At 67.9% G+C, this 22,672-nt stretch carries 14 protein-coding genes and 2 pseudogenes; 10 read left to right on the top strand and 6 right to left on the bottom strand.

Annotation, left to right across the window (positions count from 1 at the left end):
- The first annotated feature begins 69 nt into the window (after window positions 1-69).
- Together ACFYSH_RS14805 and ACFYSH_RS14800 are read left to right on the top strand one after the other, a co-directional pair.
- On the top strand, window positions 70-1,515 hold the full coding sequence (locus tag ACFYSH_RS14805) for an aldehyde dehydrogenase family protein (protein ID WP_388752668.1): 1,446 nt from the start codon (window positions 70-72) through the stop codon (window positions 1,513-1,515).
- A gap of 447 nt (window positions 1,516-1,962) precedes the next feature.
- Window positions 1,963-3,420 carry an NF041680 family putative transposase gene (locus tag ACFYSH_RS14800; protein WP_388752666.1) on the top strand — a complete coding sequence of 486 codons (1,458 nt, stop codon included), beginning with the start codon at window positions 1,963-1,965 and terminating at the stop codon, window positions 3,418-3,420.
- Window positions 3,421-4,303: 883 nt separating this feature from the next.
- Here the strand turns inward: ACFYSH_RS14800 and ACFYSH_RS14795 are convergent.
- Window positions 4,304-4,818: pseudogene (locus tag ACFYSH_RS14795) on the bottom strand (IS630 family transposase); the annotation flags it as partial.
- 269 nt (window positions 4,819-5,087) lie between these two features.
- On the opposite strand from ACFYSH_RS14795, the gene ACFYSH_RS14790 reads away from it, so the two are divergent.
- Window positions 5,088-5,576 (top strand): CAP domain-containing protein, encoded by a 489-nt coding sequence (locus ACFYSH_RS14790; protein WP_359466610.1) that lies wholly within the window; start codon window positions 5,088-5,090, stop codon window positions 5,574-5,576.
- A 2,806-nt stretch (window positions 5,577-8,382) separates the two neighbouring features.
- On the opposite strand, the gene ACFYSH_RS14785 is transcribed toward ACFYSH_RS14790, so the two are convergent.
- Window positions 8,383-8,625: a bacteriocin fulvocin C-related protein gene (locus ACFYSH_RS14785; RefSeq protein ID WP_388752663.1), complete on the bottom strand. Its 243-nt coding sequence runs from the start codon at window positions 8,623-8,625 to the stop codon at window positions 8,383-8,385.
- A 625-nt stretch (window positions 8,626-9,250) separates the two neighbouring features.
- Here ACFYSH_RS14785 and ACFYSH_RS14780 point away from each other — a divergent pair.
- The 3 genes from ACFYSH_RS14780 to ACFYSH_RS14770 are packed head-to-tail and all read left to right on the top strand — an operon-like array spanning window position 9,251 to window position 12,715.
- On the top strand, window positions 9,251-10,417 hold the full coding sequence (locus ACFYSH_RS14780) for a hypothetical protein (RefSeq protein ID WP_388752661.1): 1,167 nt from the start codon (window positions 9,251-9,253) through the stop codon (window positions 10,415-10,417).
- Complete coding sequence (locus ACFYSH_RS14775; protein ID WP_388752658.1) at window positions 10,414-11,979, top strand: substrate-binding domain-containing protein; 1,566 nt, start codon at window positions 10,414-10,416, stop codon at window positions 11,977-11,979. The genes ACFYSH_RS14780 and ACFYSH_RS14775 overlap by 4 nt, the downstream gene beginning before the upstream one ends.
- Window positions 11,966-12,715 carry a hypothetical protein gene (locus tag ACFYSH_RS14770; RefSeq protein ID WP_359466589.1) on the top strand — a complete coding sequence of 250 codons (750 nt, stop codon included), beginning with the start codon at window positions 11,966-11,968 and terminating at the stop codon, window positions 12,713-12,715. The genes ACFYSH_RS14775 and ACFYSH_RS14770 overlap by 14 nt, the downstream gene beginning before the upstream one ends.
- A 374-nt stretch (window positions 12,716-13,089) precedes the next feature.
- Here the strand turns inward: ACFYSH_RS14770 and ACFYSH_RS14765 are convergent, their stop codons facing one another.
- Window positions 13,090-13,290 carry a hypothetical protein gene (locus ACFYSH_RS14765; protein ID WP_388752655.1) on the bottom strand — a complete coding sequence of 67 codons (201 nt, stop codon included), beginning with the start codon at window positions 13,288-13,290 and terminating at the stop codon, window positions 13,090-13,092.
- Window positions 13,291-14,014: 724 nt separating this feature from the next.
- Between ACFYSH_RS14765 and ACFYSH_RS14760 the strand changes: the two genes are divergently transcribed.
- Window positions 14,015-14,599: a hypothetical protein gene (locus tag ACFYSH_RS14760; RefSeq protein ID WP_388752653.1), complete on the top strand. Its 585-nt coding sequence runs from the start codon at window positions 14,015-14,017 to the stop codon at window positions 14,597-14,599.
- A 218-nt stretch (window positions 14,600-14,817) separates the two neighbouring features.
- On the opposite strand, the gene ACFYSH_RS14755 is transcribed toward ACFYSH_RS14760, so the two are convergent.
- Window positions 14,818-15,423, bottom strand: coding sequence for a TetR/AcrR family transcriptional regulator (locus ACFYSH_RS14755; protein WP_388752650.1), 606 nt, complete (start codon window positions 15,421-15,423; stop codon window positions 14,818-14,820).
- A 108-nt stretch (window positions 15,424-15,531) separates the two neighbouring features.
- Here ACFYSH_RS14755 and ACFYSH_RS14750 point away from each other — a divergent pair, with 108 nt between their 5' ends.
- Window positions 15,532-16,521 (top strand): TIGR03620 family F420-dependent LLM class oxidoreductase, encoded by a 990-nt coding sequence (locus ACFYSH_RS14750; RefSeq protein ID WP_388752647.1) that lies wholly within the window; start codon window positions 15,532-15,534, stop codon window positions 16,519-16,521.
- Here ACFYSH_RS14750 and ACFYSH_RS14745 read toward each other — a convergent pair.
- Both ACFYSH_RS14745 and ACFYSH_RS14740 read right to left on the bottom strand, forming a co-directional pair.
- A pseudogene (locus ACFYSH_RS14745) lies at window positions 16,491-17,341 on the bottom strand (IS5 family transposase). The gene ACFYSH_RS14750 and the pseudogene ACFYSH_RS14745 overlap by 31 nt on opposite strands.
- A gap of 115 nt (window positions 17,342-17,456) precedes the next feature.
- A complete protein-coding gene (locus ACFYSH_RS14740; RefSeq protein WP_388752644.1) occupies window positions 17,457-17,984 on the bottom strand; it encodes a DinB family protein in 528 nt (175 codons plus the stop codon).
- 1,405 nt (window positions 17,985-19,389) lie between these two features.
- Between ACFYSH_RS14740 and ACFYSH_RS14735 the strand changes: the two genes are divergently transcribed.
- On the top strand, window positions 19,390-19,938 hold the full coding sequence (locus tag ACFYSH_RS14735; protein ID WP_359466575.1) for a putative immunity protein: 549 nt from the start codon (window positions 19,390-19,392) through the stop codon (window positions 19,936-19,938).
- Window positions 19,939-20,691: 753 nt separating this feature from the next.
- Window positions 20,692-22,125: a hydrolase gene (locus ACFYSH_RS14730; protein WP_388752641.1), complete on the top strand. Its 1,434-nt coding sequence runs from the start codon at window positions 20,692-20,694 to the stop codon at window positions 22,123-22,125.
- Window positions 22,126-22,672 lie beyond the last annotated feature (547 nt).

Below are 22,672 nucleotides of genomic sequence, written 5' to 3'. Positions count from 1 at the left end.
CAGTCTTGACGGCCTCCATTTGCTGATGTTTGAGTTGCCGCAAAGTTCTACACGCCGAGAGGACCCGTCATGCCCACCCCGCCTCTGTACCAGCAGCTGTTCATCAACGGTGGCTTCACCGACGGCGCCGGCAGCGACTCCTACGAGGTGCTGAGCCCAGCGACCGGCGAGATGGTCGGCACCTTACCGCGCCCCGTGCAGGCCGATCTGGACGCCGCCGTGACGGCCGCGCACGCCGCGCAGCGCGAGTGGGCCAGGACCAACGTCTGGGAGCGCGCCGAGATGTGCCGCCGTATCGCGGACGAGATCGACAAACGGCGCCACGAGCTTGCCCGGCTGCAGACGCTCGAGCAGGGCAAGCCTCTCGCAGAGTCGGTCGCCGACATCACCGAGACTGCTGAGCTGTTCCGGCTGCACGCCGAGGACGCGGTGCGGCTGAACGGCGAGACTCTGCTCTCCCGCGACAACAGCAAGCGGATGTTTACATTCCACCGGCCGGTGGGCACCTGGGGCATCATCACGCCCTGGAACTTTCCGCTGCTGATGTTCTCGGAGTTCGCCGCCCCAGGCCTTGCCACTGGCAACGCCCTGATCGTCAAGCCACCGCAGAACACCCCGCTGACCGTGCTGAAGGCCATGGAGGCACTCGCCGCGGCGGGTCTGCCCGACGGCCTGGTCAGCATCCTGCCCGGCGACGGCGCCTTCGGTGACGCACTGGTCCGCAACCCCGGCATTCACGCCATCGGCTTCATCGGCTCCTCCGCCACCGGCGCGAAGATCCAGAGCGCCGCCGGTCTGAAGCGCTCGCTGATGGAGTGCTCGGGCAACGGCCCGCTCGTCGTCCTCGCCGACGCCGACATCGACGCCGCCGCGAAGGCCGCCGTCGACGGCGCCTACCCATGCGCGGGCCAGGTGTGCTGCGCCACCGAGCGCGTCGTCGTGCATCAGGACGTGCATGACGCGTTCGTGGAGGCGGTGCTGCGCGAGTCGCAGCGCATCACCCTCGGCGACCCGCTCGACGCGAAGACGATGCTCGGCCCGCTCAACAACGAGGGCGTGGCGGCCAAGATGGATCGGCACATGGCCGACGCCCGCGAGCGCGGCGCGCGGATCCTCGTCGGCGGCCGCCGCCGCGACGGCATGCCCACCGACCTGTACTACGAGTTCACCGTGGTGGACGGGGTGCCGGAAGACAGCCTGCTGTCCAAGGAGGAGTCGTTCGGGCCGGTTGTGCCGATCATCACCGGCCGCGATGAGGACGATCTGCTACGCATCGCCAACGACGACGCGCTCGGCCTGCAGGGCGCCGTCTTCACCCGCAGCATGGCCTCCGCGTTCCGCTTCCTCGAAGAGATGGAGGTCGGGCAGGTCCTCGTCAACGAGTCCAACAACTGGTGGGACATCAACATGCCGTTCGGCGGTGCAGGCGCCCGCTCCACCGGCTGGGGCCGCATCGGCGGCAAGTGGACGCTGATGGATATGACCGACACCCGCACGGGGGTCATCAGCCTCTGAGCCGAGTATTCGACGTCCCTGGTGTCCGGCCCGGTTTACGTCCCGCGCGTGGCAGGGCCGCGTCTCAGGCCAGCCCGCGTACAAGGAGCCCATGAGCCGCGTTATGCAGGGCCCCGAACTACCGATCCCGGCTGCGCATGACCGCCCCGACGGCGTACTGACTGGACCGGCCGAACGCTCCTCCGCCCGTTCCCCGTCTGACCGGGGGCACCCGCTGCTGTCCGGCCGTCGTCGGCGGATGCACAGCACTGTGGAGGGCCCTGCTCGCCAAGGCGCGCTTCCCCGGCTCTACGTCCTGCCGCTGTTAGCTTGATCTTTAACCTCGGGGTCCGAACGGTTCGTCTTACTTGATCACTCGGACTGGTAACTGAGGTACACGCAGGCGGCCTTCGGCTGAGCATGTGATCCGACCAAGGAACACGCAAGCTCAGCACGAAGGCCGTGGGTATGAGTCTGTCGCATCACGTTGCCCGGCAGGATCCGTTTGCGGGACTGTCACGCTTCCGGGGTGAGTTCTACTCCTGTCTGACCAAACGTGCGGATGCGTTGTTCGAACTCGCGGACGCGGTGTTGTGCGCCGATGGTCCGGTCCGGTCGCTGGTGGAACTGTCGCTGGTGGGTGAACACCGGCGTGGGCACGGCGGGCTCTACGACGCCCTGTCCGCGGGCCGGGTCGATGTCGCCCGGCTGAGGCGGGCCCTGGCGGCGGTGCCGCTGCCGCGGGCGGCGGACGGCCGGCTGGTGCTGGCCGCCGACCTGACCTGCTGGCTGCGGCCCAGCGCTCACACTTCACCGCAGCGGATCCTGTGCCACACCTATGGGCGGGGCAAAGACCAGCACATCCCTGTCCCCGGCTGGCCGTATTCAGTGATCTGCGCTCTGGAGACCGGCCGCAGTTCCTGGACCGCACCGCTGGACGCGCTACGTCTGGCACCGGGGGATGACGCCGCCACTGTTACCGCTAGGCAGATGCGCGAGCTGGTCGAGCGGCTCATCACGGCCGGGCAGTGGAAGGACGGCGACCTGGAGATCCTGATCGTGGTGGATGCCGGCCATGACGTGCCCCGCCTGGCCTTCCTTCTGCAGGACCTGCCGGTGCAGGTGCTGGGGCGGATGCGTTCGGATCGAGTCCTGCGACGTGCGGTCCCATGCCGCGAGCCGGGCGTCCGGGGCCGTCCGCCCCGCCACGGCGGCGAGTTCGTCTTCGGTGACCCCGCCACCTGGAACACTCCCGATGCCCAGACTGTGACCGAGACCCGCCTCTACGGCACCGCCATCGCACGGGCCTGGGACCGGCTCCATCCGAGACTGACCCATCGCTCGGCCTGGACGGCTGCCCTCGGTGCCCTGCCGGTCATCGAGGGCACCGTGATCCGCTTGCAGGTTGACCACCTGCCCAGCGGGGCAACACCGAAGCCGGTCTGGCTGTGGTGGTCAGGCACCGATGCCACGGAAGCCGACGTCGACACGCTCTGGCAGGCATTCCTGCGGCGCTTCGACATCGAACACACCTTCCGCCTGTTCAAGCAGACTCTGGGCTGGACCTGCCCGAAGATCCGCAGCCCCGAAGCCGCCGACCGCTGGACCTGGCTGATCGTCGCGGTCTTCACTCAGCTCCGGCTCGCTCGCCCGCTGGCGGCCGACCTGCACCGACCATGGGAAAAGCCAAGTCCCGCGGACAGACTTACCCCTGCCCGAGTCCGCCGCGATTTTCGGCACCTGCGGCCGAAGGCCGCTTGCCCGGCCAGAGGACCGAAATCCTCTCGGCCAGGCCCGGGACGGCCACCCGGCAGCAAGAACAACCAACCCACTGCACGCTATGACGTCCACACCGTCGGCAAACCCGGCCCCGCGAAGCGACGAACGAAGAAGTCAACGACCCTTCGTCCACGCCGCACAGGTTAAAGATCAAGTTAGGGCGTGTTTCGAAAGTAGCGCCGTCCGCCCGAAGGGCGGGCCTGGCGGCGTCTGGTGCGTGCGATCGCAAGGCGGAGGGTCGCCCCGATACTGGATGTATCGGGGTGATCCCGACAACGCGGCGAGCGTGCGTGCCAGGCGTCGCCAGGCAGGCGGGACTTTCGAAACACGCCCTAGGAGACGTCTGCCGTCACGCCGCCAGCGGCTGCAACGGCGACATATCCTCCCTGTCCCTCATCCACGGACCGGCCGACGGCGCCGACCACTGGCCCGGGGAGATCTCCCGGCTGCAACGGCTGGTCGCCGAGAACTTCACCCGTTCGAGGAAGAACTGGAGGCGTACGGCATCGACTGCTGCTTCGCCCGTACGGGCGAGGTTGCGGTTGCCGCGACGCCGTGGCAGCTCCCCCGTTCGCGCCCGTCTGGCGCTGATCTCTGCGATCTGGTCGGGGCGACGAGGATCCGGGTCAGGGTTCGCGGCTACGCCAGGAGACGGTGAACAGCACACCGGTCCAGGGATGGCCGGGGCCGGCCGGGGTGAGGTGGTCAGCGAAGGTGCCGGCGGCGCCGGCTTGAGCGGCCTGGAACGGCCGGCCGAGCGCAGCCGCCCCGCGTCGTAGCGGCCCCAGGACGGGTGGCCAGGGCCCCGGCGATCCCGCCGATCGGCGCCTCAGCGGTGTTCCGCCTCACTGGGGAAGTGTCGGTGTTCGAGGTGCCGTATCCGTGGGCAGGGCGAGCAGCCCGCACCCGGCCTGGTCACGTCAGCGGTGACAAGGCGTACGGCTCTCGCCGCAACGGGTGCGTTCAGGGCGTCCTGTGTCTCAGGTTGGCTGAGACACGACAATCTACCGGGCGCATTTTCTAGTGCGCGTCAGGCAACGTTTGCGCTGTCGACGACGGCGCGCAGGCGCCGATCGTCGGCGTGGCGGTTTCGCCAGATGATGTAGTGGCGGATCATGCCGCCCTGCGCATTGTGGTCAGCGTGGTCGGTGCCGTCGAGGGTGAAGTAGCGCAGGGCCTTAACTGGGCTTCGATGCGGTGGGGCCAGGAGCTGTTGGTCGGGGTGTGGGCCACCTCGGCGTTGTTCGCCGCAGCCCGGGTGCCGACGCGCTGGCACTTCTTCGTGGTCAGGTGTGGGGAGAACTCTTCACTGACTCTGCGATCCGGGCCCCGGGCGGGTACAGGCTGCGGAGATACCGGCAGAACCAGGGCCTGGGTCCTTCTCTTGAAGGGCTTGCTGTGGCCGTGGAGCTTGCCCTTGGCCAGGTCCGGGGCGGCGAACCCACGTCGCACTCCGCCGTAGCGGTTGTAGGTCGCCCTGCCCCGCCGGCGGGGCTCACGGTGAGAATCCTTGTGCTTGCCCCCGCGTGGAGCGCCAGGCGCACCACCAAGCGCACCGCCGCCTGGTAGCAGTTCCTCACCGCCGCGGGAGGTGCGTATCTCACATCCCATCTAACCTGGAAGGGAGAAGTGCGACGGGGATGCGCTCCTGGCTATGAGGTGAAGCCCTTCCCAAGCCTGAGCGTAAGTGCGGCTGATGGCGTCCATGCATAGCCGAAACTCCCGGACGAACCAATTAGCTCAATCGGTCAGATCAAGCGGTCGAGGCTACTGATGCAACGCGCAACGGACTACTTCTCCCCCAGGAGACACGCATGACTATCGAACCGGCCCTCGAAATAAGCGTTCTATTCGACCTGATCAACGACGCACGTACACATCCGGGCAATTATCCGCCTCACGGAAATCCTGCAGGTGCAATAACGTCTGCGTGCACAACAGGTTTTGCGCTTTCAGCAGAGTTGACGGAGATAGCGCGCGCCCACACCGTCTATTTGAAAGGACAACCCAAGGACTGGGTTACGACCGGCGACAACATGCACAGAGGTCCTAGTGGAAAACTAGTCTGGGACCCCGGAGAGCCGATGGATCAGGCGGGTTATCGCACCTGGCGGGCAGAGAACGTAGCCGTAGGTTTCACGACCCCGGAGGCGGCGGTGCGCTTCTGGATGCAAGATGATGAAAGATTTGGTTGGGGACATCGCAACGGCATCCTCAGGTGCGCAACACTCGAGGCTGGTGTAGGCCACGAGCAAGGCGGCCCATGGGAGCATTACTGGACGCTAGACATGGGCACGAAGTAACGACTCAGAACTACCTAGTGTCCTGCCATTCAGGACAAGCCGCTTGAAGGGCCGACATCCGGGACAGTCCCGGCGGAACTGGGCCCTCGCCCGCGCAGGTATCGCCCACCGGTGTGCCTGGCGCGTCGTTCCCGGCGAGCGCCAGGCTGGGCCAGGGCCCGGCGAGGGCTGCGTCGTCCAGGGTGATGCCGAGGTGGTCGAGTACGAGGGCCACCCCGGCGCCCTCGCCTTCGTGTGCGGCGAGCGCCGTTTCCACTCGGTCTCACCAGGGGCCGAGCGGTTCCACTGGGGGGTGTTCCATGCCGGGCTCGAAGTACTCGACGCACTCGCCGTCGCAGCATTACTGGAAGACGTCGATTCCCTGTCGTCGCCACGCTGTACGTCTCAGTTCCCCGAGACAACTCCGCGATCGGCTCTTCCCCGCAGCCGATACCGCCTCCCCAGTGCCGCAGAAGGCCCCTACACCGATCCTGCCGGCCCGCAGCAGCGAGACCGGCCCGTTGCCCGATTCGCCCGGAACCAGATCCGAGGCCGCGTCCCAATCGAGCAGGCGCGCCCGCAGCGGATCAGCCCCGTACCGGGCGAACACCTCTTCGGGGCCCAAACCGCGGGTGAAAGTAGCGCACATCCAGTCCCTCGCCCAGTCCAACGAACCCGCGTCCGCGTCCATGATCAGCCTCCGTTGTTCACCTTTGGCATCGCCTGCCGGGGGCGAGCCTTCCGGGCTCGCGGCAGTGCGCCAAGCGGAGTGGAGAGATGACCGGTTCACGCGGTGGGATCGGCTCCGGCCAGGACGCCCGGATCCTCTGAAACACCGCCCGGCAACGGTCTCGATGGCAGGAGCGTGGGCCCGCGAAGGCGAACGACGGGGCCTGGTGTGGGGCGTGGGCACCAGGCGGCGAACGGGCCGGAGGACTGCACACGGGCGCCGCGAGCCGGGCCCGGCGCGTCCGCGTGGGCCGGGTCACCCGACCAAGCGCAGCAACAGCCGCACGATTCCCATGCCTCCTCTCGCGATCCACCCGAGCAGTCCTGCCTCCACGGCCAGCTCGGCAGCGTCCATGGCCGCGTCCCCCCGGTCCGACCGGGAACGACACCGGGAACAGGAACGGGGCCAACGGCGCTTTCCCGCGCCACACTTCTTGCACATCGCCATGACCTCATTCTCCCTTACCTCGCACTGCCCGTACGCGCGGAGCACTGCCCTTTCGCCCTCTGCGGCCCAGGCCCGGGCAAGGGCTGTGTCGCCGGCGTTGCTCTGCGCCCGGCGTGACTGTCGCGGGCCGGCGAGCGGGCCGCGGGCCGGGTTTCGGTGCGGAGACGGGACGGCCGGAGACGCACGGCTCCGGGCGCTACGGCTCGCAGACGTGGTGCAGAACAACGGTGGAGCGTGCATCTGCCTCCAGCATGGTCTGCATCCGGTTCTGGTCGTTGATGTAGCCGGTCTCGCTGGCGGCTGCATTGCGTCCGCCGCGTTGAGCAGGGTGGCCAACGCCTCCATGCCGCTGAGTGGTGTCGGCCGCGGCCGCGTGAGTGGTGGCGAACTGCTATATGCCGGGGTCCGCTGCCTGCGCCCGGGCCGGCTTGAGGATCTGCAGCGCCATCGCGTCGCCCATGTGCCAGACGCCGCCGTGGTGGCGACAGCAGGACCTCGCCTCACGGTGCGGCAGCACCTGGCGGGCCCCGCGCCTCCGCCAGGGCACCCCGGTCGGCATGCAGGCCGGCTCGCAAAACGGAGGCGGTCGACCGCCAACTCCTCGGACACCAGCTGCAACTCCGGCTCGGTCGGGGCCCGGCACGTCGCCGGCGCCACGGTCGATGGTGTCGGGATGCCGATCATGTCCTGGAGCTGCTCGTGGATGGTCACCGACCACTGCGGATCTGGCGGCCGATAGCGGTCGGCGCCGGTAAGCATCACGCGCCGGAAGCGGGCCTTCTTGAGTGCCCCATCCGGCCACAGCTTCCGCTCCACCCATACCGGGTGACGGTGGAGTTCGAGACGGCGGGGTCCAACAGAGTCAGGCAGGTCCGGTCGGGAGCGCTCCCTTGGATGGAGCGGAAGCCGGTTGTCACGTTGGGGTGGCTGAGTGAGAGGCACGGCCCGTACTGGATGCTGGAAGAAAAAGTGACGTCCCGGGGCGTCAGCGTGAGCGGCGGGTTGTAGGCAGTCGCTTCGCTGCTGGGCGGCGTACAGGTGATGTCGAGGAGTCCCGCCGCGCTCGGAGCGCGGGCCGAGGCCGGTGCCGTGAACAGCGCGCCGAGGGTGACGATTGCGGCGAGCAGTCTGCGGGGGGAGGGATGCAGTCATGGAGCGCACGGTGCCTACTTCCTATTGGCCGCTCGGTGCGACGCTGGACTGACAACGTCGGAGTCGTTCTCCCAAGTCTTCGTCCTCGGCCCTGGCATCGCGCTCGCCCCGGGTGGTGAGTGAGCCGCTGTCAGCCCGGTGCGCAGTTTGCGCTCGGTTCTCCGCCGTCCAGCAGTGCGGCGATGGTTTCGCCGAGGACGCCGGCGTTCTGTGCGGCTCGGCCAAGGGCGACGCCGTTACAGTCCGTCTCTTGCCGGAGGCGGGTGTACGTACCCGGCCCGGCGTCCAGGCAGGGCACGATATGTACCAGTACGGCAAGCAGGATCCGCGCCACATGGACTGAGGCCTCGTAGACGCCCGCCGAAGCGCTTACGCAGGAGATCGAAGCCCGGCCCGGCCGAACATCTGACGCTTGAGCATCTTGATCCGGTTGACGTGTCCTTCGACGACGCCGGAGTTCCAGGGCAGGGTGTGGCCGGCGATGACGGCATCGCGGCGTCACGGCCCGCGCGCATTCGGCGTGTGTCCGAACCAGGCGATGCCCGTTTCCTCGATCGCCTTCATTCGGGCCTGGATGTCCGCGTCCTCGCGGGTGCAGGTCGCCTCATCCGCGACGATCGCCCCGAACTCGTCCAGCACACCGACCTGCTCTGGCGACATGTGGGAGTGCGCTCGCCGGTAACGTTTCACCTGCTCGATCCAAAGGCTGCTCCGGACGCTCGGTGACAGTGCAGCGAACACGGCTGGCCTGTGGGCCGCAGGCATTCTGGCCAGCTCGTCGCACTGTCCGACACGCGGCTCAGGTTCGCCCGGGCCCAGCGCCGTCCGGCGGCCAGCTCCCTGGATTCGGCTGCACTTCCGACCATGCCGCCACATGATGACGCTCGTGATCAACGGGCGGAGAAGACCGTCCGCTGCGCAATCCGGGGCCAGATCACCGGCGTTACCGGCCGGCCCACCACGGCTCCTGATCTCAGGCCCCGGACCACAAGCCCACCACGCCCCGACGTGCCGTCAGGCGCCGCCTACCGGCTACCGTGACATCGCCTCCGGCTCCCTTCCCTACACGCAATCACGGTGTGACGGTGGAAGTCCCGCCCGGCAGCTCGTGCGGCCGCCTCGAGGAAACCGCCGCGGCCGGGCGGGTAGCCCCCCACCGACCTTCGCCGTGTGCTTTGCCCTCCGTTCAACCGACGTTCCGGGGCCGGTCGTTCGGGGTACACCGCCATCACCGACGATGCTGACCCGGATCCACGAGGAGTACGCAGGTGTCATGGAGGGGGAGACTCAGGTGCCCGCGAACAGACCCGCTACCGAAGAGCCGCGGTTAACCGTCACCAGACCCCCACGCCGACGCCTGCTCAGAGTGCTTGCATCGGCGCTGCCCGTCCCGGTCGTCGGGCTGGCCCTGCTCGTGGCCTCCGGCAACCTGCTGTTGCCCCTGCGGCAGGTGGTCACCATAGAGGCCAAGATGGCCTCGAAGAGGGACTTCTTCCAGGACCCCGTGGTCGAGCGGCTGCTCATGAAGCACGGCTTTCGCGTGCATATCACCAACATGGGCTCGCGTGAGATCGCCAAGCAGGACTACGAGGGATATGACGTCGTCTTCCCCTCCGGCCAGCCGGCCGCCGACCTGATCAGCCGGGAGCGCGCCCGGGCGAACCGTCCGGTGCTGCTGTACCGTCCGTTCGTCAGCCCTATCGTGCTGGCCACTTACCGGGACTACGCCGAGGTGCTCGCGGCGGAAGGCGTCGCGAAGCGCCTGCCGGGAGAGGGCGGCCTGGCGATGTACTACACCCTCGACATGCGGCAGTTCCTCGATCTAGCGCACGGTAAGAGGAAGGGCGTCCAGCGCGATGCCGAAAACGGCTACCGCTGGGACGAGATCGACCGCTACGACCATGTCCGCAACGGCAACAAGATCCTTGCCCAGACCTCGGACATCTGCGAGGCCAACTCAGCCGGCACCTACCTCGGGCTCGTGGCCTTCGTCGAACATGGGAACGACGCGCCGGACAGCGCGGCCGAAGCCGAGCAACTCGCTCGGAAGATCAAGCCGCTCCTCGTCGAACAGGGCCTGCCGTCCTCCGAACGGGCCGAAACGTATCTCTCCCCTGACGGGCAGAGCATCGCCCCCGTCTCGGTGATCTACGAGCACCAGTTCCTCGCCCACCAGATCGAGTACGAGACCGAGAAGGGCATGACCGACGACGGGCGCGTCCTGCTCTATCCGTCCACACGCTTCGTCACCGAACCCCAGCTGGTCGCGCTGACCGGTGACGGCGCCCGGCTCGGGGAACTGGTCAGCGAGGACCGCGAACTCCAGCACCGCGCCATGGAGCTGGGCTTTCGGGCCCGCAACGCCACCAGCGGTGCGACCAGCGACGAGCTCACCCGTTTCCTCACCGAGCGGCGTATCCCGGTGCCCACCAACTCCTCCGACGACACCCGGGCGGTCCTGCCCAGCCTGCCCCTGTTGGAGAAGATGATCGAGATCGTCGGCGACTGCCCGGACCGGACGGGCAGCTGGTGAGGCGCGGTGCGGGTTCGCTCGCGCTCTGCCTGGCCCTCGTCACCACCTTGCTCACCGCCTGCTCAGGCGACGGCGGCGACGAAACGGTCCGGTTGCACGTGCTCGCCAGTCCCGATCTCGCCGTACTGGCCCCGTTGCTGGGCGACCTGAAGAACGAGACCGGCGTCGACCTTCGCCTGGACCACCGGACCGACGCCGAGACGAAGACCCCGGACCGCGACAGGTACGACCTCGCGTGGCTGTCCTCCGACCGCTACCTGCGTCTCACGGACAAGACCGCGACCCGGGGGGTACAGCGGACCTCCACCATGACGTCCCCCGTCGTCATCGGCCTGAAGCCGGTCGTGGCGCGTAAGCTGCGCGCCCAGGTGCCCGGCGGTCGGCTCACGTGGGCGGACATCGCGGACGCCGCCGCCACCGGGACCGTCCGCTTCGGCATGGCCGACCCGCGGCACGCCGGCAGCGGGCTCGCCGCCCTCGTCGGTGTCGCCACCGCCGCGGCCGGCACCGGAGCCGCGCTGCGCCTCGAGGACGTCTCCTGCGACCGACTGCGCGGCTTCCGCTCCGGCCAGACCCTCACTGCCGACACCGGCCCCGCCCTGGTCGACTCCTACGCCGGCCACCAGGACGAGACCGACGCCCTCATCACATACGAGTCCGATCTACTCGCCCTCAACGCCGCCGGCCGCCTCGACGACCGTCTGGAGGTCGTCCGCCCCGAAGACGGCACGGTTCTGGCTGACTTCCCGCTGCTCCTGCTCGACCCGGCCCACCGCACCGCGTACGACAAGGTCACGCAGTGGCTGCGGCGCGACTCGGTGCAGCGGCGGATCATGCAGCACACTCTGCGCCGCCCCGTGAACACGGCGGTCACCCGGGACGCGCGGCTGCGCGAACCGGTCGGCAACGCGCTCTTCTATCCCGACCAGCCCGGCGTCGTCAAAGCCCTGTTGGCGGACTACGGTGACCCCGACCGCCGCACCACGAGCCAGGTGATCTTCCTGCTCGACTTCTCCGGATCGATGCGCGGCACCCGGATGGCCGCCCTGCGTGAAACCTTCGCCGGACTCAGCGGCTCGGACCCCTCCGCCTCCGGGAAGTTCACCCGCTTCCACCGGGGCGAGCGGCTGACCGTCGTCAGGTTCGGCGGCCGAGTACTGTCGGAGAAGACCGTCACCGTCACCGGCTCGAAGGACCTGACGGCCCTCGCCGACACCGTCGCCAGGGGCGGCTACGGCGATGCCACCGCCCTATGGTCCGCTCTCGACCGCGGCTACCGCACCGCCGCCCGTGAACTGGCCGCCGACCCCGACCGCTCCGTCTCAGTCGTCCTGATGACAGACGGCGAGAACAACGCGGGCCTGCCCTATGCGCAGTTCGTACGCCGTCACAACGCAATGCCCGCCGCCGTACGCACCGCCGTCCACACCTACCCCGTCCACTTCGGCGACGCCGACGCAGGCGAATTGCGGCGCGCCGCGGCGCGGACGGGCGGGCGGATGGTGGACGCCACCAGCTCGTCCCTTTCCGAGGCATTCAAGGAGATTCGTGGCTGTCACTGACGCTCTGTGGTGGAGCCTTTGGTGGCCGTGGATGACGGTCTGGCTGGTGACGGCCGTCGGCACGGTGTTGCTCGCAGTGGTCCTTGTGCGCCATGCCCGGGAGCGGCGCAGGCACATGCGGCGCTGGCAGTCGGCGTACAGCATATGCCTGTACCTGGACGAGCAGGCGGTGATGGACCTGTACGAGCTCGGCAACTACCGGTCCGCACTGGAGGAGGCTGTCGAGCTGCGGACGAAGGTCGACACGAGTGTCGGCTTCTGGAGCCGGGTACTGACGTGGCTGTTCCGCTTCCGGCTGAAGCGGGACGTCAGCCAGGAGACCTTCCGCAAGTTCGTGCGCAAGGACAAACCGATCAACGTGATCGGCGTGGTCATGGAGGCCTTCGACCGCGCCGACGCCATCGTCCACGCCGACCTGACCACACTGACTGTCGTCCCGAACCGGAACCTCGCCGACAACCTCGCCGACGGCCGTGCGGTGACCTTGAGCCGCATCGGCGAGTTCGTCTCGGTCAAAGGTGTGTTCACCGGCGTGCCGGACGTCGCGGAGGGTTTCGTCCTGCGGGCCGAGTACGGCGCCGAGCAGCCCCCGGTGTACATGCGCGTCGTAGCACCCGGCAACGCGCGCCGCTCGATTCCGGCCGGCACGTTCACGGCCCGCTGCCTTGGCAAGATGACCGGCTGGCGCGAGGACACCCGCGAGGTGACGCTGGAGGCGATCGCGATCTTCTGGTGACCGCCGCCGCGCACCGTAAGTCGAAAAATGGGCGAGCAAGCGCAGGGTGTACGACCGGGTACGAGGAGGTCTTCCGGGCTCCAGCCGACGCCACCCCGCAGCCCGGCTACCAGCCCCTCGAACGAGCCAAGGCGCACCGGGTCTTCCAGGTCATCCCCAAGCGTTGCGAGAAGGCTCCATCATCCTGATCTGCCCTGTCATCTCGCACGGCAATGAGCGCCATTCGGCGGCTGCTTGCTCTGCGTATTCCTCCGTATTCGCATAAACCGCCGCACATGCGCGAGTACGCCGGCAGTCGCAGGATCCTCTGCCGATGAGGCACGTGGGGACAAAGGCGTTTCCTGAGCCTGTGCGGCGGTCGAGGATGTCGGTGATCAGACGGACGGCGGCCTGACCCATCTCGCGCAGGGCCGGCGGATGGTGGTCAGACTGCCGGCCAGGGCGGATGTGTCGTCGAAGCCGGTGAGAGCCAGGTCATGGCCGACGCGTAGGCCGTTCTCGCCGGCCATGACGGTCAGGGAGTCGGCGAGCTCGTCCGGGGCCTTGGCCCGGCCGGCGGGCAGCAGGCGATGCATGTCCTGCTCGGCGGGGCTGCGCTCGTCGGTGGACAGGAGACGAGTTTCTCCCGTAGGGCAGGCCGGTGTCGCGCAGGCCGTCGAGGTAGCCGCCGAAGCGGGCGCAAGCGTGGGAGGATGCGGCCTCGCCTCCGACGTAGGCGATGTGTGTGCTGGCGTGCGCGGCCAGGTGCGCCACCCGGCCGGCACCAGCCAAGTGGCGTCGGTCAGCCCAGCGATGCAGTTGCCGCACGCAGGTCTTCCGAGGCTGCCGGTCCGAGAGCGCCTTTGCGCTGCGACCGCCGACCGCCACGGTGCCGTAGGCGTGGACGACCAGCAGCAGGCGCTCGGCCAGGACCTTGGCCGAGAAGCTGCCGCCCCGGAGACGGAGGTGACCGCCTCCAGGCGGCCATTCCGCACGACGGTTCCCTTCAGCATGTCGATAAGCGGCGGAACACCCCATCGCCGCTGTGCACTTGAGCTGGTCGCGCGACGTCTGGAAGGCGACGACCTCGTAGATCATGCGCACCACCCGGTGTCGGCCGTGCTGGTCGGTGCGCGGTGCACGACCTCCGCCCGGTCCCCGCCCATCGCCTGTGCACGGGCACCGCGGCACGATTTCACCGGCGGCGAGCGGTCCGAAGTGTCCTGTCGCGGTGAACGCGGCGCGTTCTCATCGCAGTCGAGTGCCTCTGACGGGCAGCCGGCTCTACGGGAGCTGCGGGGTGGCGGATAGCGTGCGGGCATGACGATGACGATGAAGCGGCGGGGCTTGTACCGGCAGGGCACCGGGTTCTGGCGGATGACGGCGAAGTGGGCTGTGGCCTTCGGGGCCCTGTACCTGTTGGACGGCGGTCTGCTCCGATCGTGGGGCGACGCTCTGGTCTGGCCGGTGATCGGGATTCTGTTGTGGGCGCCGTTCGGGATCGGCGTCGTCTGGTATCCGAGGAAGGACCAGCGCGTCACGCTGACGACGCGTGAACTGCGCGTACGGCGCAAGCGGCTGCCGATGGAGGAGGTGAACCTGCTGCACGTGGCACTGCTGTGGCTGGACGGGCGGTCGACCGCGGACGACCAGCCGGTGCTGGAGTGGATACGGTCCGACCGGGTGGTGTGGGTACCGCTGCGGGACGGCCGGGCGTTCGGCGTGGAATTTCGCGACCCGGCCGCGTTCGCCAAGGTTTTCGGCGCCTTCGCGACCGATGCGTGCGGCGGGCCGGAGATCGTCCGCGCGCGGGCCGCAGCGGCAACCTATCCCGAGCCGCGGCCGATGCGGGCCCGCCCCGGCGCCGACAGCTCCTGGCCGGACCTCCTGGACATATTCAGCTGAGAGCCGGAAGCGCAGGTACGGGGCAGCGGTCCGTCAGGCCGCGAAGAACCGGACAGGGCCGGCGTTCTTCGCTGGGTCGCCCACGCCGGACGGGACTGGGCCGAGTACCTCGCCGCCCGAGCTGAAGACGAGGCCAACAACTGGGAGAGGACGGATTGTCGGCACACATGCTGACGCGCGCCCCGGCCGGTACAAGCTCAGTGCAGAGCATGCGGAGATCACTTACTTCGGTGCGGTTTCCCGTGTGTGGCGTCAAGAATCAGAGCCAGCAGCCGCTCGGACTGTTCGCGGTCCGAGCGGTGGGCCGTGGACAGCGCGATTCCGACGACGATCTTGACCAAGTCGTCGGCGGCCAGGTCGACGCGAGCTGTGCCCAGTTGCTGAGCCCGAGTGAGCAGACCAGCCGCCGCGTCCAGGATCAGCTGATGACAGTTGCGGCCCGGCGCGCCGGGTTCGTCGACCATCAGAGCGCTACCCATGCCCTGGTTGGCACGGGCATGAGCCAGGAATGCGCGCAACCATTGAGCCAGGGCGTCGTCGGCGGAATCCGAGGTGAGCAGCCCTTCCGCCTGCTCGCACAGTGCCTCGACCCGGTCTCTGAGTACGGCGGTGAGCAGGGCCGAACGGTCCGGAAAGTGCCGGTGGAGAGTCCCGGGTCCCACTCCGGCTCGGCGGGCGATCTCATTCAGAGACGCCCGGGGGCCGGCTTCGGCAAACACTTCCCACGCCGCGGCAACAAGGCGTTCCCGGTTGAGTCGCGCGTCGGTGCGCCGCGGTGGTTGAACGGAGGTATGGCTGTACCTGGGCGCCATCGTCCTGCTCATGCCTTTCGGTCAACTCCCTTATCTCCACGATGTAGCCAAGCGGAGAACTTCTCCGTATCGTAGCGCAAACCGGAGAGGTTCTCCGGAATATTGGCGTGAGGAGCGCAGATGCCGGACGGCACACGGGACGAGCTCGGCCAGGTCGGGATCTGGACCTTTGCCTATGAAGGACAGCCCGCCGGGATCGTGCGTGAATCGGCGGCGGAACTAGAAGAGTTGGGTTACGGAGCCATCTGGTACGGCGAATCGTTCGGCCGCGACACGGTGGGCCAGGCGTGGCTGCTGCTGTCGGCAACCCGTCACATCTCCGTCGCATCCGGTATAGCCAATATCGCCTTCCGGGACCCGATCGCCACCGCCACCGCGGCGCGCACGCTCGGCGAGGCGTTCCCCGGACGCTACGTACTCGGCCTGGGCGGGCACCGGGTCGATGACACCGTGCATCAACTGGACGGCTACCCCGTACCGGTCCGCGGCAGAGCGGTGACCACGATGCGCACCTATCTGGAAGCCATGGACGCCGTACCCGCCCATGGCCCGATACCCGACCCGGCTCCACGCCGCGTACTGGCTGCCCTCGGCCCGAAGATGCTTGCGCTGGCCGCCGAACGCACCTGGGGCGCGCATCCGTATTTCGTCCCTGTCGAGCACACCGCACGGGCACGCCAGATCATGGGGCCGCACGCGTTTCTCGGGGTCGAGCAGGCCGTCGTACTGGACACCGACCTCGACCGGGCGCGGGAGGTGGCCACGGCACACGTCGCCGCATACGTCTCCACGGCACCGCACCAGGAGGCGAACGTGCGACGGCTGGGTTTCGGCGACGAGGACATCGTCGGCGGCCCCAGCCGCCGGTTGGTGGACGCGATCGTCACCTACGGGGACACGGACGCGATCCGCCGACGCGTGCAACAGCACCTCGACGCAGGAGCCGACCACGTCTGCCTGCAAGTACTGACCGCCGACCCTGCGGTACTGCCGGATCGCGAATGGCGCGAGCTCGCCCCAGCCCTTGTGTCCCGTCAGCTTCGGAAGGCCGCTCCACATAAGACCGCCCGGCAGATGGATCACTTGAGCCGGCGTGTGGTGGGACGCTGATCCCAGCGGTAGTGTATGGTGGCGTGGCGGATCAGCATGCGGTGAGTGACGAGTGCTGCCGCCAGGTGGAGGTAGAACTCGACGACAGTGCTGTTCTTCTCGGTGCAGCGTCGTAGCTTGCCGTAGCTGTTCATCCACGAGTGCGTTCGTTCTACGACCCACCGCTTGCCGGCCTGGATCGGGGCGGGCACGCCCTTGCGGGCGATCTCACTGGTGAAGCCCAACTCCCGAAGCAGAGCGCGGGACGTGTTGCTGTCGTAGCCCCGGTCGAGATTGACGTTCACGTCGTCCGGCAGCGGCCCGACCTGGTCCATGGCTGCATGGAGAGTCGGTCCGAGTAGGGGCGAGTCGTGGCGGTTGGCTCCCGCCGCGACCAGGCCGAGCGGGACGCCGCGGGCGTCAGTGGCGACCGAGCGTTTCAGGCCCTGCTTCCCGCGGTCCACCGGGGACCGGCCCGCACTTTGGCCGCTACATGGGGCCTTGGTGATGCAACCGTCCACGGATATTTCGGACGGTTCCAGGCCGATCATCCGGTTGTATGCTTCCAGCGCGATGACGTGCACCACTTCGGATATCCCCTGCTCAGCCCATTCTCTGACGCGTCGACGGATAGTTCGGTCTGAGCATCCGCGGCAGGAAACCCGTTCGCAGCCCGAGCCGTGGACCAAAGCGAGCACCACGTGTCGAACACCGTCCGGTCGGGGACACGGCGGCGGTGGCAGCCAAGCGGGTGGCCTGCGGCGAACTCCTCCCGAGCGGGCAGGAGCGCCACGAACTGGTTCCAGAGCGGTTCGAGCAGCCAAGATGGCAGTGCGGGCACGGCTGCCCTTCGTGATCACAGAGCGTAGAGAACTCCACGATCACGTGGGCCCGTGCCCGTTCTGGTGCTCATCCATCTCCCGGGGGCCCGCTGCTGGACCGTCTGAGGAAGAAGCTCAGTCACCCGTTGCCCCATCGGTCCGCTCTCGCAGGAAGTCGGCGTGGCCGTTGTGGCGGGCGTACTCCTGGATCATCAACATGTAGACCCAGCGCAGGCTGAGGGGAACTCCGTAAGAGGACATGAAGGTCTCGTCGAGGCCGTGTCCGGCCGCCGCCGCGTCGGACGCTTTGACCTCGGCCTGGAAGACAACGAAGTTTTTCTCCGCATCGGCTGCGTGAACTCCGTCGAGTCCCTCATTGCCATCTGACGGGCCGGTGAAAACGTCTCCGATAGCCTCACCGGCGAAGCTTCGCCGGAACCACCATCGCTCTACTTCCGCCATGTGCCGGACCAAGCCCAGCAGGGTAAGGTCGGACGGCTCTACGGTCGTCCGCGCCAATTGGGCCGGCTCAAGCCCGGCGCACTTGGCCTGCAACGTCTCCCGGTGCCAGTTCAGCCAACCCTCCAGCATCTGACGCTCAGTTACGGTGCCCAGGCCGCCTAGCTGCTGGGTACGCTCGACCGATGGCGCTGTCCATGTCATGGTTCCACCCTGCACCGACGCCCGGGAGGGTTCAAGTGGGTAAAGTGGCAGCGCAGCCAGGCCGTCCTTTGTGATTACTGAGCGTAGAGAACTCCAAGATCACGTGGACCCGTGGCCGTTCTGATGCCTCCGCCGCCTCCCGAGCGCCTATTGCCGGTCGGTCGGTCGGTCTAAGTAGGCAGAACGAAACGAGAAGCGGGTCAAGATGCCTCTCAAGTATGGCTGACCAGGACGGTGACCACCTTGCGGGCCCCGTCATGGCCGGCCGCTTCATGGCCGTCGCGCGTGCCTCCCCCCGCCATCCGGCCCGGCACGGCTCGCCGTCAAGCCGAGCTGCCGGTCAATCGAGAACCGCGTCAGCATCCTTACGCTGACCGGACCATGATCGTTCTCGGCGCCAATGGCTGTACCGATGTTCCAAGTGGCCGCAGTCGCGTCGGACGCAACACTGCGACGGGATTGAGCACCGACGGCACCTTGACCGTTCTGTACTGGTCAGCGGCTTGTGTAAGTCCCCTTCGCGGGGGGGGCTCGCCGAGCCACTCGCAGCGGGTCCGATGCACGGCATCACGCCCTCTGGGCCAGGGACTTATCAGGCGGTACATCTGATGGAGAATTTTTCGTCTGATGTAGGTGGCGGTGGGTAGGCATTCGTGAGTGCGAACAGGCCCGCCTGCAAAGGCCGTTGAACGTGGTGATGGCCACGTGTGGCACTTTCGCTGCCTCCGGCCTCTCCCCACAACTCCCACCCAGACTCGCGAACGGCTCTCCCTGCCGGTCCTGGAGGCGGTGCTCCCCGAACCAGATGTCAGCGCCGCCGACCACATCGTGCTCACCGGCGACATCTCCGCGGCCCGTCACCGACCCAAGTTCTGGACCTGCTGACCAGCCTCCGCCACCGCGTCATCTGGATCAGCGGCAACGCCGACCGTGGACTCCTTGAAAACCGCCGGGCGCAACGCGACACGATCCCCGACCCGATCGCCCCCTGGGCAGCCGCACAGCTCCGTGAGGACCGTCTCGACCTTCTCAGCTCGCTGTCACGATCACGCGCCTGTCCTCATGGGCTGGGAAAGGTGCTGGTCTGCCATACCACCCCTCGCGACGGGAGGAGAGCCAGAGCGAGGTGCCCAGGTCCCCATACGGGTCGTGCCGTCGCCCAGGTGCACGAAGGCGTCCAGATATCCGGTCCAGCCGTGCACCTCGAACACGAGCTCCGGCAGGTCGATCTTCGCAAGCATCCTCTCCACCCGTCCCCGCAGCCACGCCGGCGACTTCGGCTCACCAGACCGCTTGTCGCCCGGGGACCGCAGAACTTCTGTCGGTACCACGCACCTACATCGCGGCAAGGCGTGACCCGAACGAAACGGCCTAGCGGTTCGGCGTAATCGTGGAAGATGAACCCATGTCAGGGGACGCGAGCGAGATCACGCTGAGCAAGCAGGACCTTCGTGAGGTCGCTGCGTTCGCTGCGACCTGTGCTGAGGCGGTGCTTGAGGTATTCGAGGTCGATCAGCCGGACGACTCGCGGCCTCGCGACGCGATCACTGCCGCATGGCAGTTCGCTCAAGGCGGCGAACGCGGGAAGCCCCTGCGCGACACAGCATCGGCGGCCCTCAAAGCGGCCAAGGATGCTCATACGGCGGCTGCCCGAGAGGCAGCATGGGCTGCGATGTCTGCGGCAGGCGCCGCCTACCTGCATCCGTTGGCCAAAGCCACCCAGGTCAAGCACATCCTCGGAGCTGGCGCTTACGCGGCCAGAGCGGCCGAACTTGTCGCCGGCGACGATCGGGGTGTGGGTGCTGCACGCATCGAGCAGATGGTGTCTCGTGCGACACCAGTCGTCGTTGACGTGCTCAAACGCTTCCCGGCGGCGCCGAGAGGCGGCGGACGGGTTGGCGAGTTGATCCGCGTGCTGGATGTCGGCCTTCGTTCACTCACCCTCGCTGAGTGACGTACAACCTCCAGGTGGAGACGCCTCACATCCGTGAGCGGCTGGCTTCGGGTTCGTCAGACCAGTATGGCGCGCAGGAGGCGGGTCGCGTGAGCGGGCTCGGTGCGTAGTCCGATGCGGGTCCGCCAGTGCTCGTAGCTCGCGCGGAGCCGTGCTCGACCGGTGCTCGCCCGGAGGCGGCGATGGAGTACGACGCCGAGCATGTCAACCGGTCCGGCGAAGACAGCACGCCAACTCGGCGTCAGCCTGATGCATACGACCCGAAACTCGACGTCCACTTCACTCGCCGCGCGAGCAGGGCTTGTCCACCTCGGTCAGGCCGCTTGAACGACCGCGAGCCTCTGCCGCGAGCGACAGCGGACAGGCCGTACAGCAGGGCAGAGGGCGCAGAGGCCGGGGAGTCAGGCATCCGGTACTCGGAGACAAGCGTTCCGGTGAACCTGGGAGAACGCACATCCGGTTCGCGGTATCGGGAACGCGAGTGCCGCACGGTCAGTCGGTAGAAGCCCGGAATGCGCCGAGGGAGGAGTGGTAAGGAGCCAGGGCCCCCTTGCCGCGGCCCATCCGTACGCGCCGCGGCACCACCCCGGCGAGCCATAGGCGTCGAGCGCCCGGCAAGCGGACCTCGACACGGCAGCGCTGTTACCACCTACGCGCAGCTGAGTGCGAGGGCAGCGGGTACCGCCTTTTCGGGCACTCATCGTGCCCTGTGGCTTCCTGACTCGGCGCCACTGCCGCGTTTAACGTCTAGGAGTGAGCCTCTGGACTTCTCTCGAGCCCGCCTCCGCGACTGTGGACCCGGGTGGTAGTACGACTGTGCGGCTGCGGCTACGCAACACTGGTGACGTGGTGGACGAGTACCGCTTCGAGGCGGTGGGCTCTCTCGCGCCCTGGACCGTCGTGGAGCCGCAGTCGCTGCGGCTGTATCCGGGGACGACGGGTTCGGTGGATCTGACGTTCACTCCGCCGCGTACGCCGGATGCGACAGCCGGGCCGAATCCGTACGCGGTGCGGATCACCCCGACGGAGTATCCGGAGGCGACGACGGTTCCGGAGGGAAACGTCACCATTACCCCGTTCGCGGAAGTGCGGGCGGAGTTGATCCCGCCGACGGTGAAGGGTCGTTTCCGTGGCCGTCCGAGACTGGCCGTGGACAACGTGGGCAATACGAAGCTGACGGCGTCGGTGAGTGGCAGCGACAACGGTGATCAGTTGTCGTACGACATACACCCGAGCAGTGTGCAGATCGAGCCGGGCCGTGCGGCGTTCGTCAAGATGACGCTGAAGCCGCGGCAGATCATCTGGTTCGGGTCGGCGGAGCACCGGCCCTACACCCTGGCGGTGCAGCGGTCAGGTGTGACGCCGCTGGAGGTCGAGGGCACGTACGTGCAGCGGGGTTTCCTGCCGCGCTGGCTGGCGGCCTTCCTCAGTATCTTCCTGGCGCTGGCGATCACGTTCGTGATGCTGTGGATCGCCTACAAGCCCCAGGTCCGCAGCGCCGCCACCGAAAAGCCCCAGGAAGCCGGCATCAGCACGCTGCCGCCCGCTCCCTCACCGCCCCTCGAGGCGCCGAAGGCCCCGTCGGCCGGCGTCACGGCACCCCCCGCCGCGAACGAGACGGAGCAGGCGGGCGGAGACGAAGCCGAGGCGGGGGGTGGTGGTTCCGAGGAGAAGGAGACCAAGGCACCGGAGAAGACCGCGGCGACCGCAGTCCAGCAACTGGCCGCGGAGGATCCGAGCGGACGGCACATCTGCTACCGGGTCTACGCGGCGGGTCAGGGCTGGACCGACGCCGTGTGCGACGGCGAAGAAGCGGGCACGACGGGCGCGGGGGCGCCGCTCAAGGCCGTCAACATCGCCGTGTCCGGAACCAAGGGCACATCCGGCGGCGCCTTCGTCCACAACCCCGCGTCGACCAATGGCACGGGGCACTATCCCGAGCCGTGGACGAACGCCGCCGACGGCGTCGACAACTACCTCGGCAGTACCGAGAAGGACGCCCCGAACATGCTGGGGTTCTCCATCAGCGTCGACGCCGGCAAGGGCACCGTCTGCCAGTCCGCCTACGTCCACAACGACGCCTGGCTCAACCTGGCATGCGACGAGCCCGGAGCCGGGTACGACTTCACCTACTCCGGCACCCACGACAACGACTTGTGGATCGAAGCGATCAAGCTCAGGGTGTGATCCGAACCGTCCACCCGGAAGCTGCCGGCCACCCGCACACCATGCGCGGGCGGCCGGCAGTCGCCTTCTGACCGCGCAACCGGACTCGGAGGCGGAGAACCGACGCGGCATCGTCATACCGCGTCTCGTCGTTCGCGGCCGGCGCGCCGCATGACGCAGCTCAGGCGGCGCCACTGAAGCTCCTCCTCCCCTGTCCGCTCGCTCCCTCAGCGCCAGTCGCCGGTCACCAGACGAGGGCAAGGCACCGCATCGCACGGAACGATCACTTCGGTTGAAACGAAATCGTAGGTGGCGAGCGTCCCGATCTACGCTGCTGCCTGCGACAGGTCTCGGAAGACCTCACCGGGCTCTTTGATCACCGCCGGGGCCTCGGACGCGGTCGCCGGTTCGGAGGTCAGGCAACCGACGTGGGGCAGGGGTTGGCCAAGGTGCCAACCGCACACGAAGACGGCGTCCAGAACGGCGATGGCGCCTAGACGGCGCGCGGTTGTCCCGGTGGGCACGCACGAAGTGTTCCACGACAGCCTCTGCGCAGTGAGCACCGGAT

Source organism: Streptomyces sp. NPDC005791 (assembly GCF_042871485.1).
Lineage (GTDB): Bacteria > Actinomycetota > Actinomycetes > Streptomycetales > Streptomycetaceae > Streptomyces.
The sequence above is the reverse complement of the archived record's forward strand: the minus strand, read 5'-3'. Positions and strand labels throughout refer to the sequence as shown.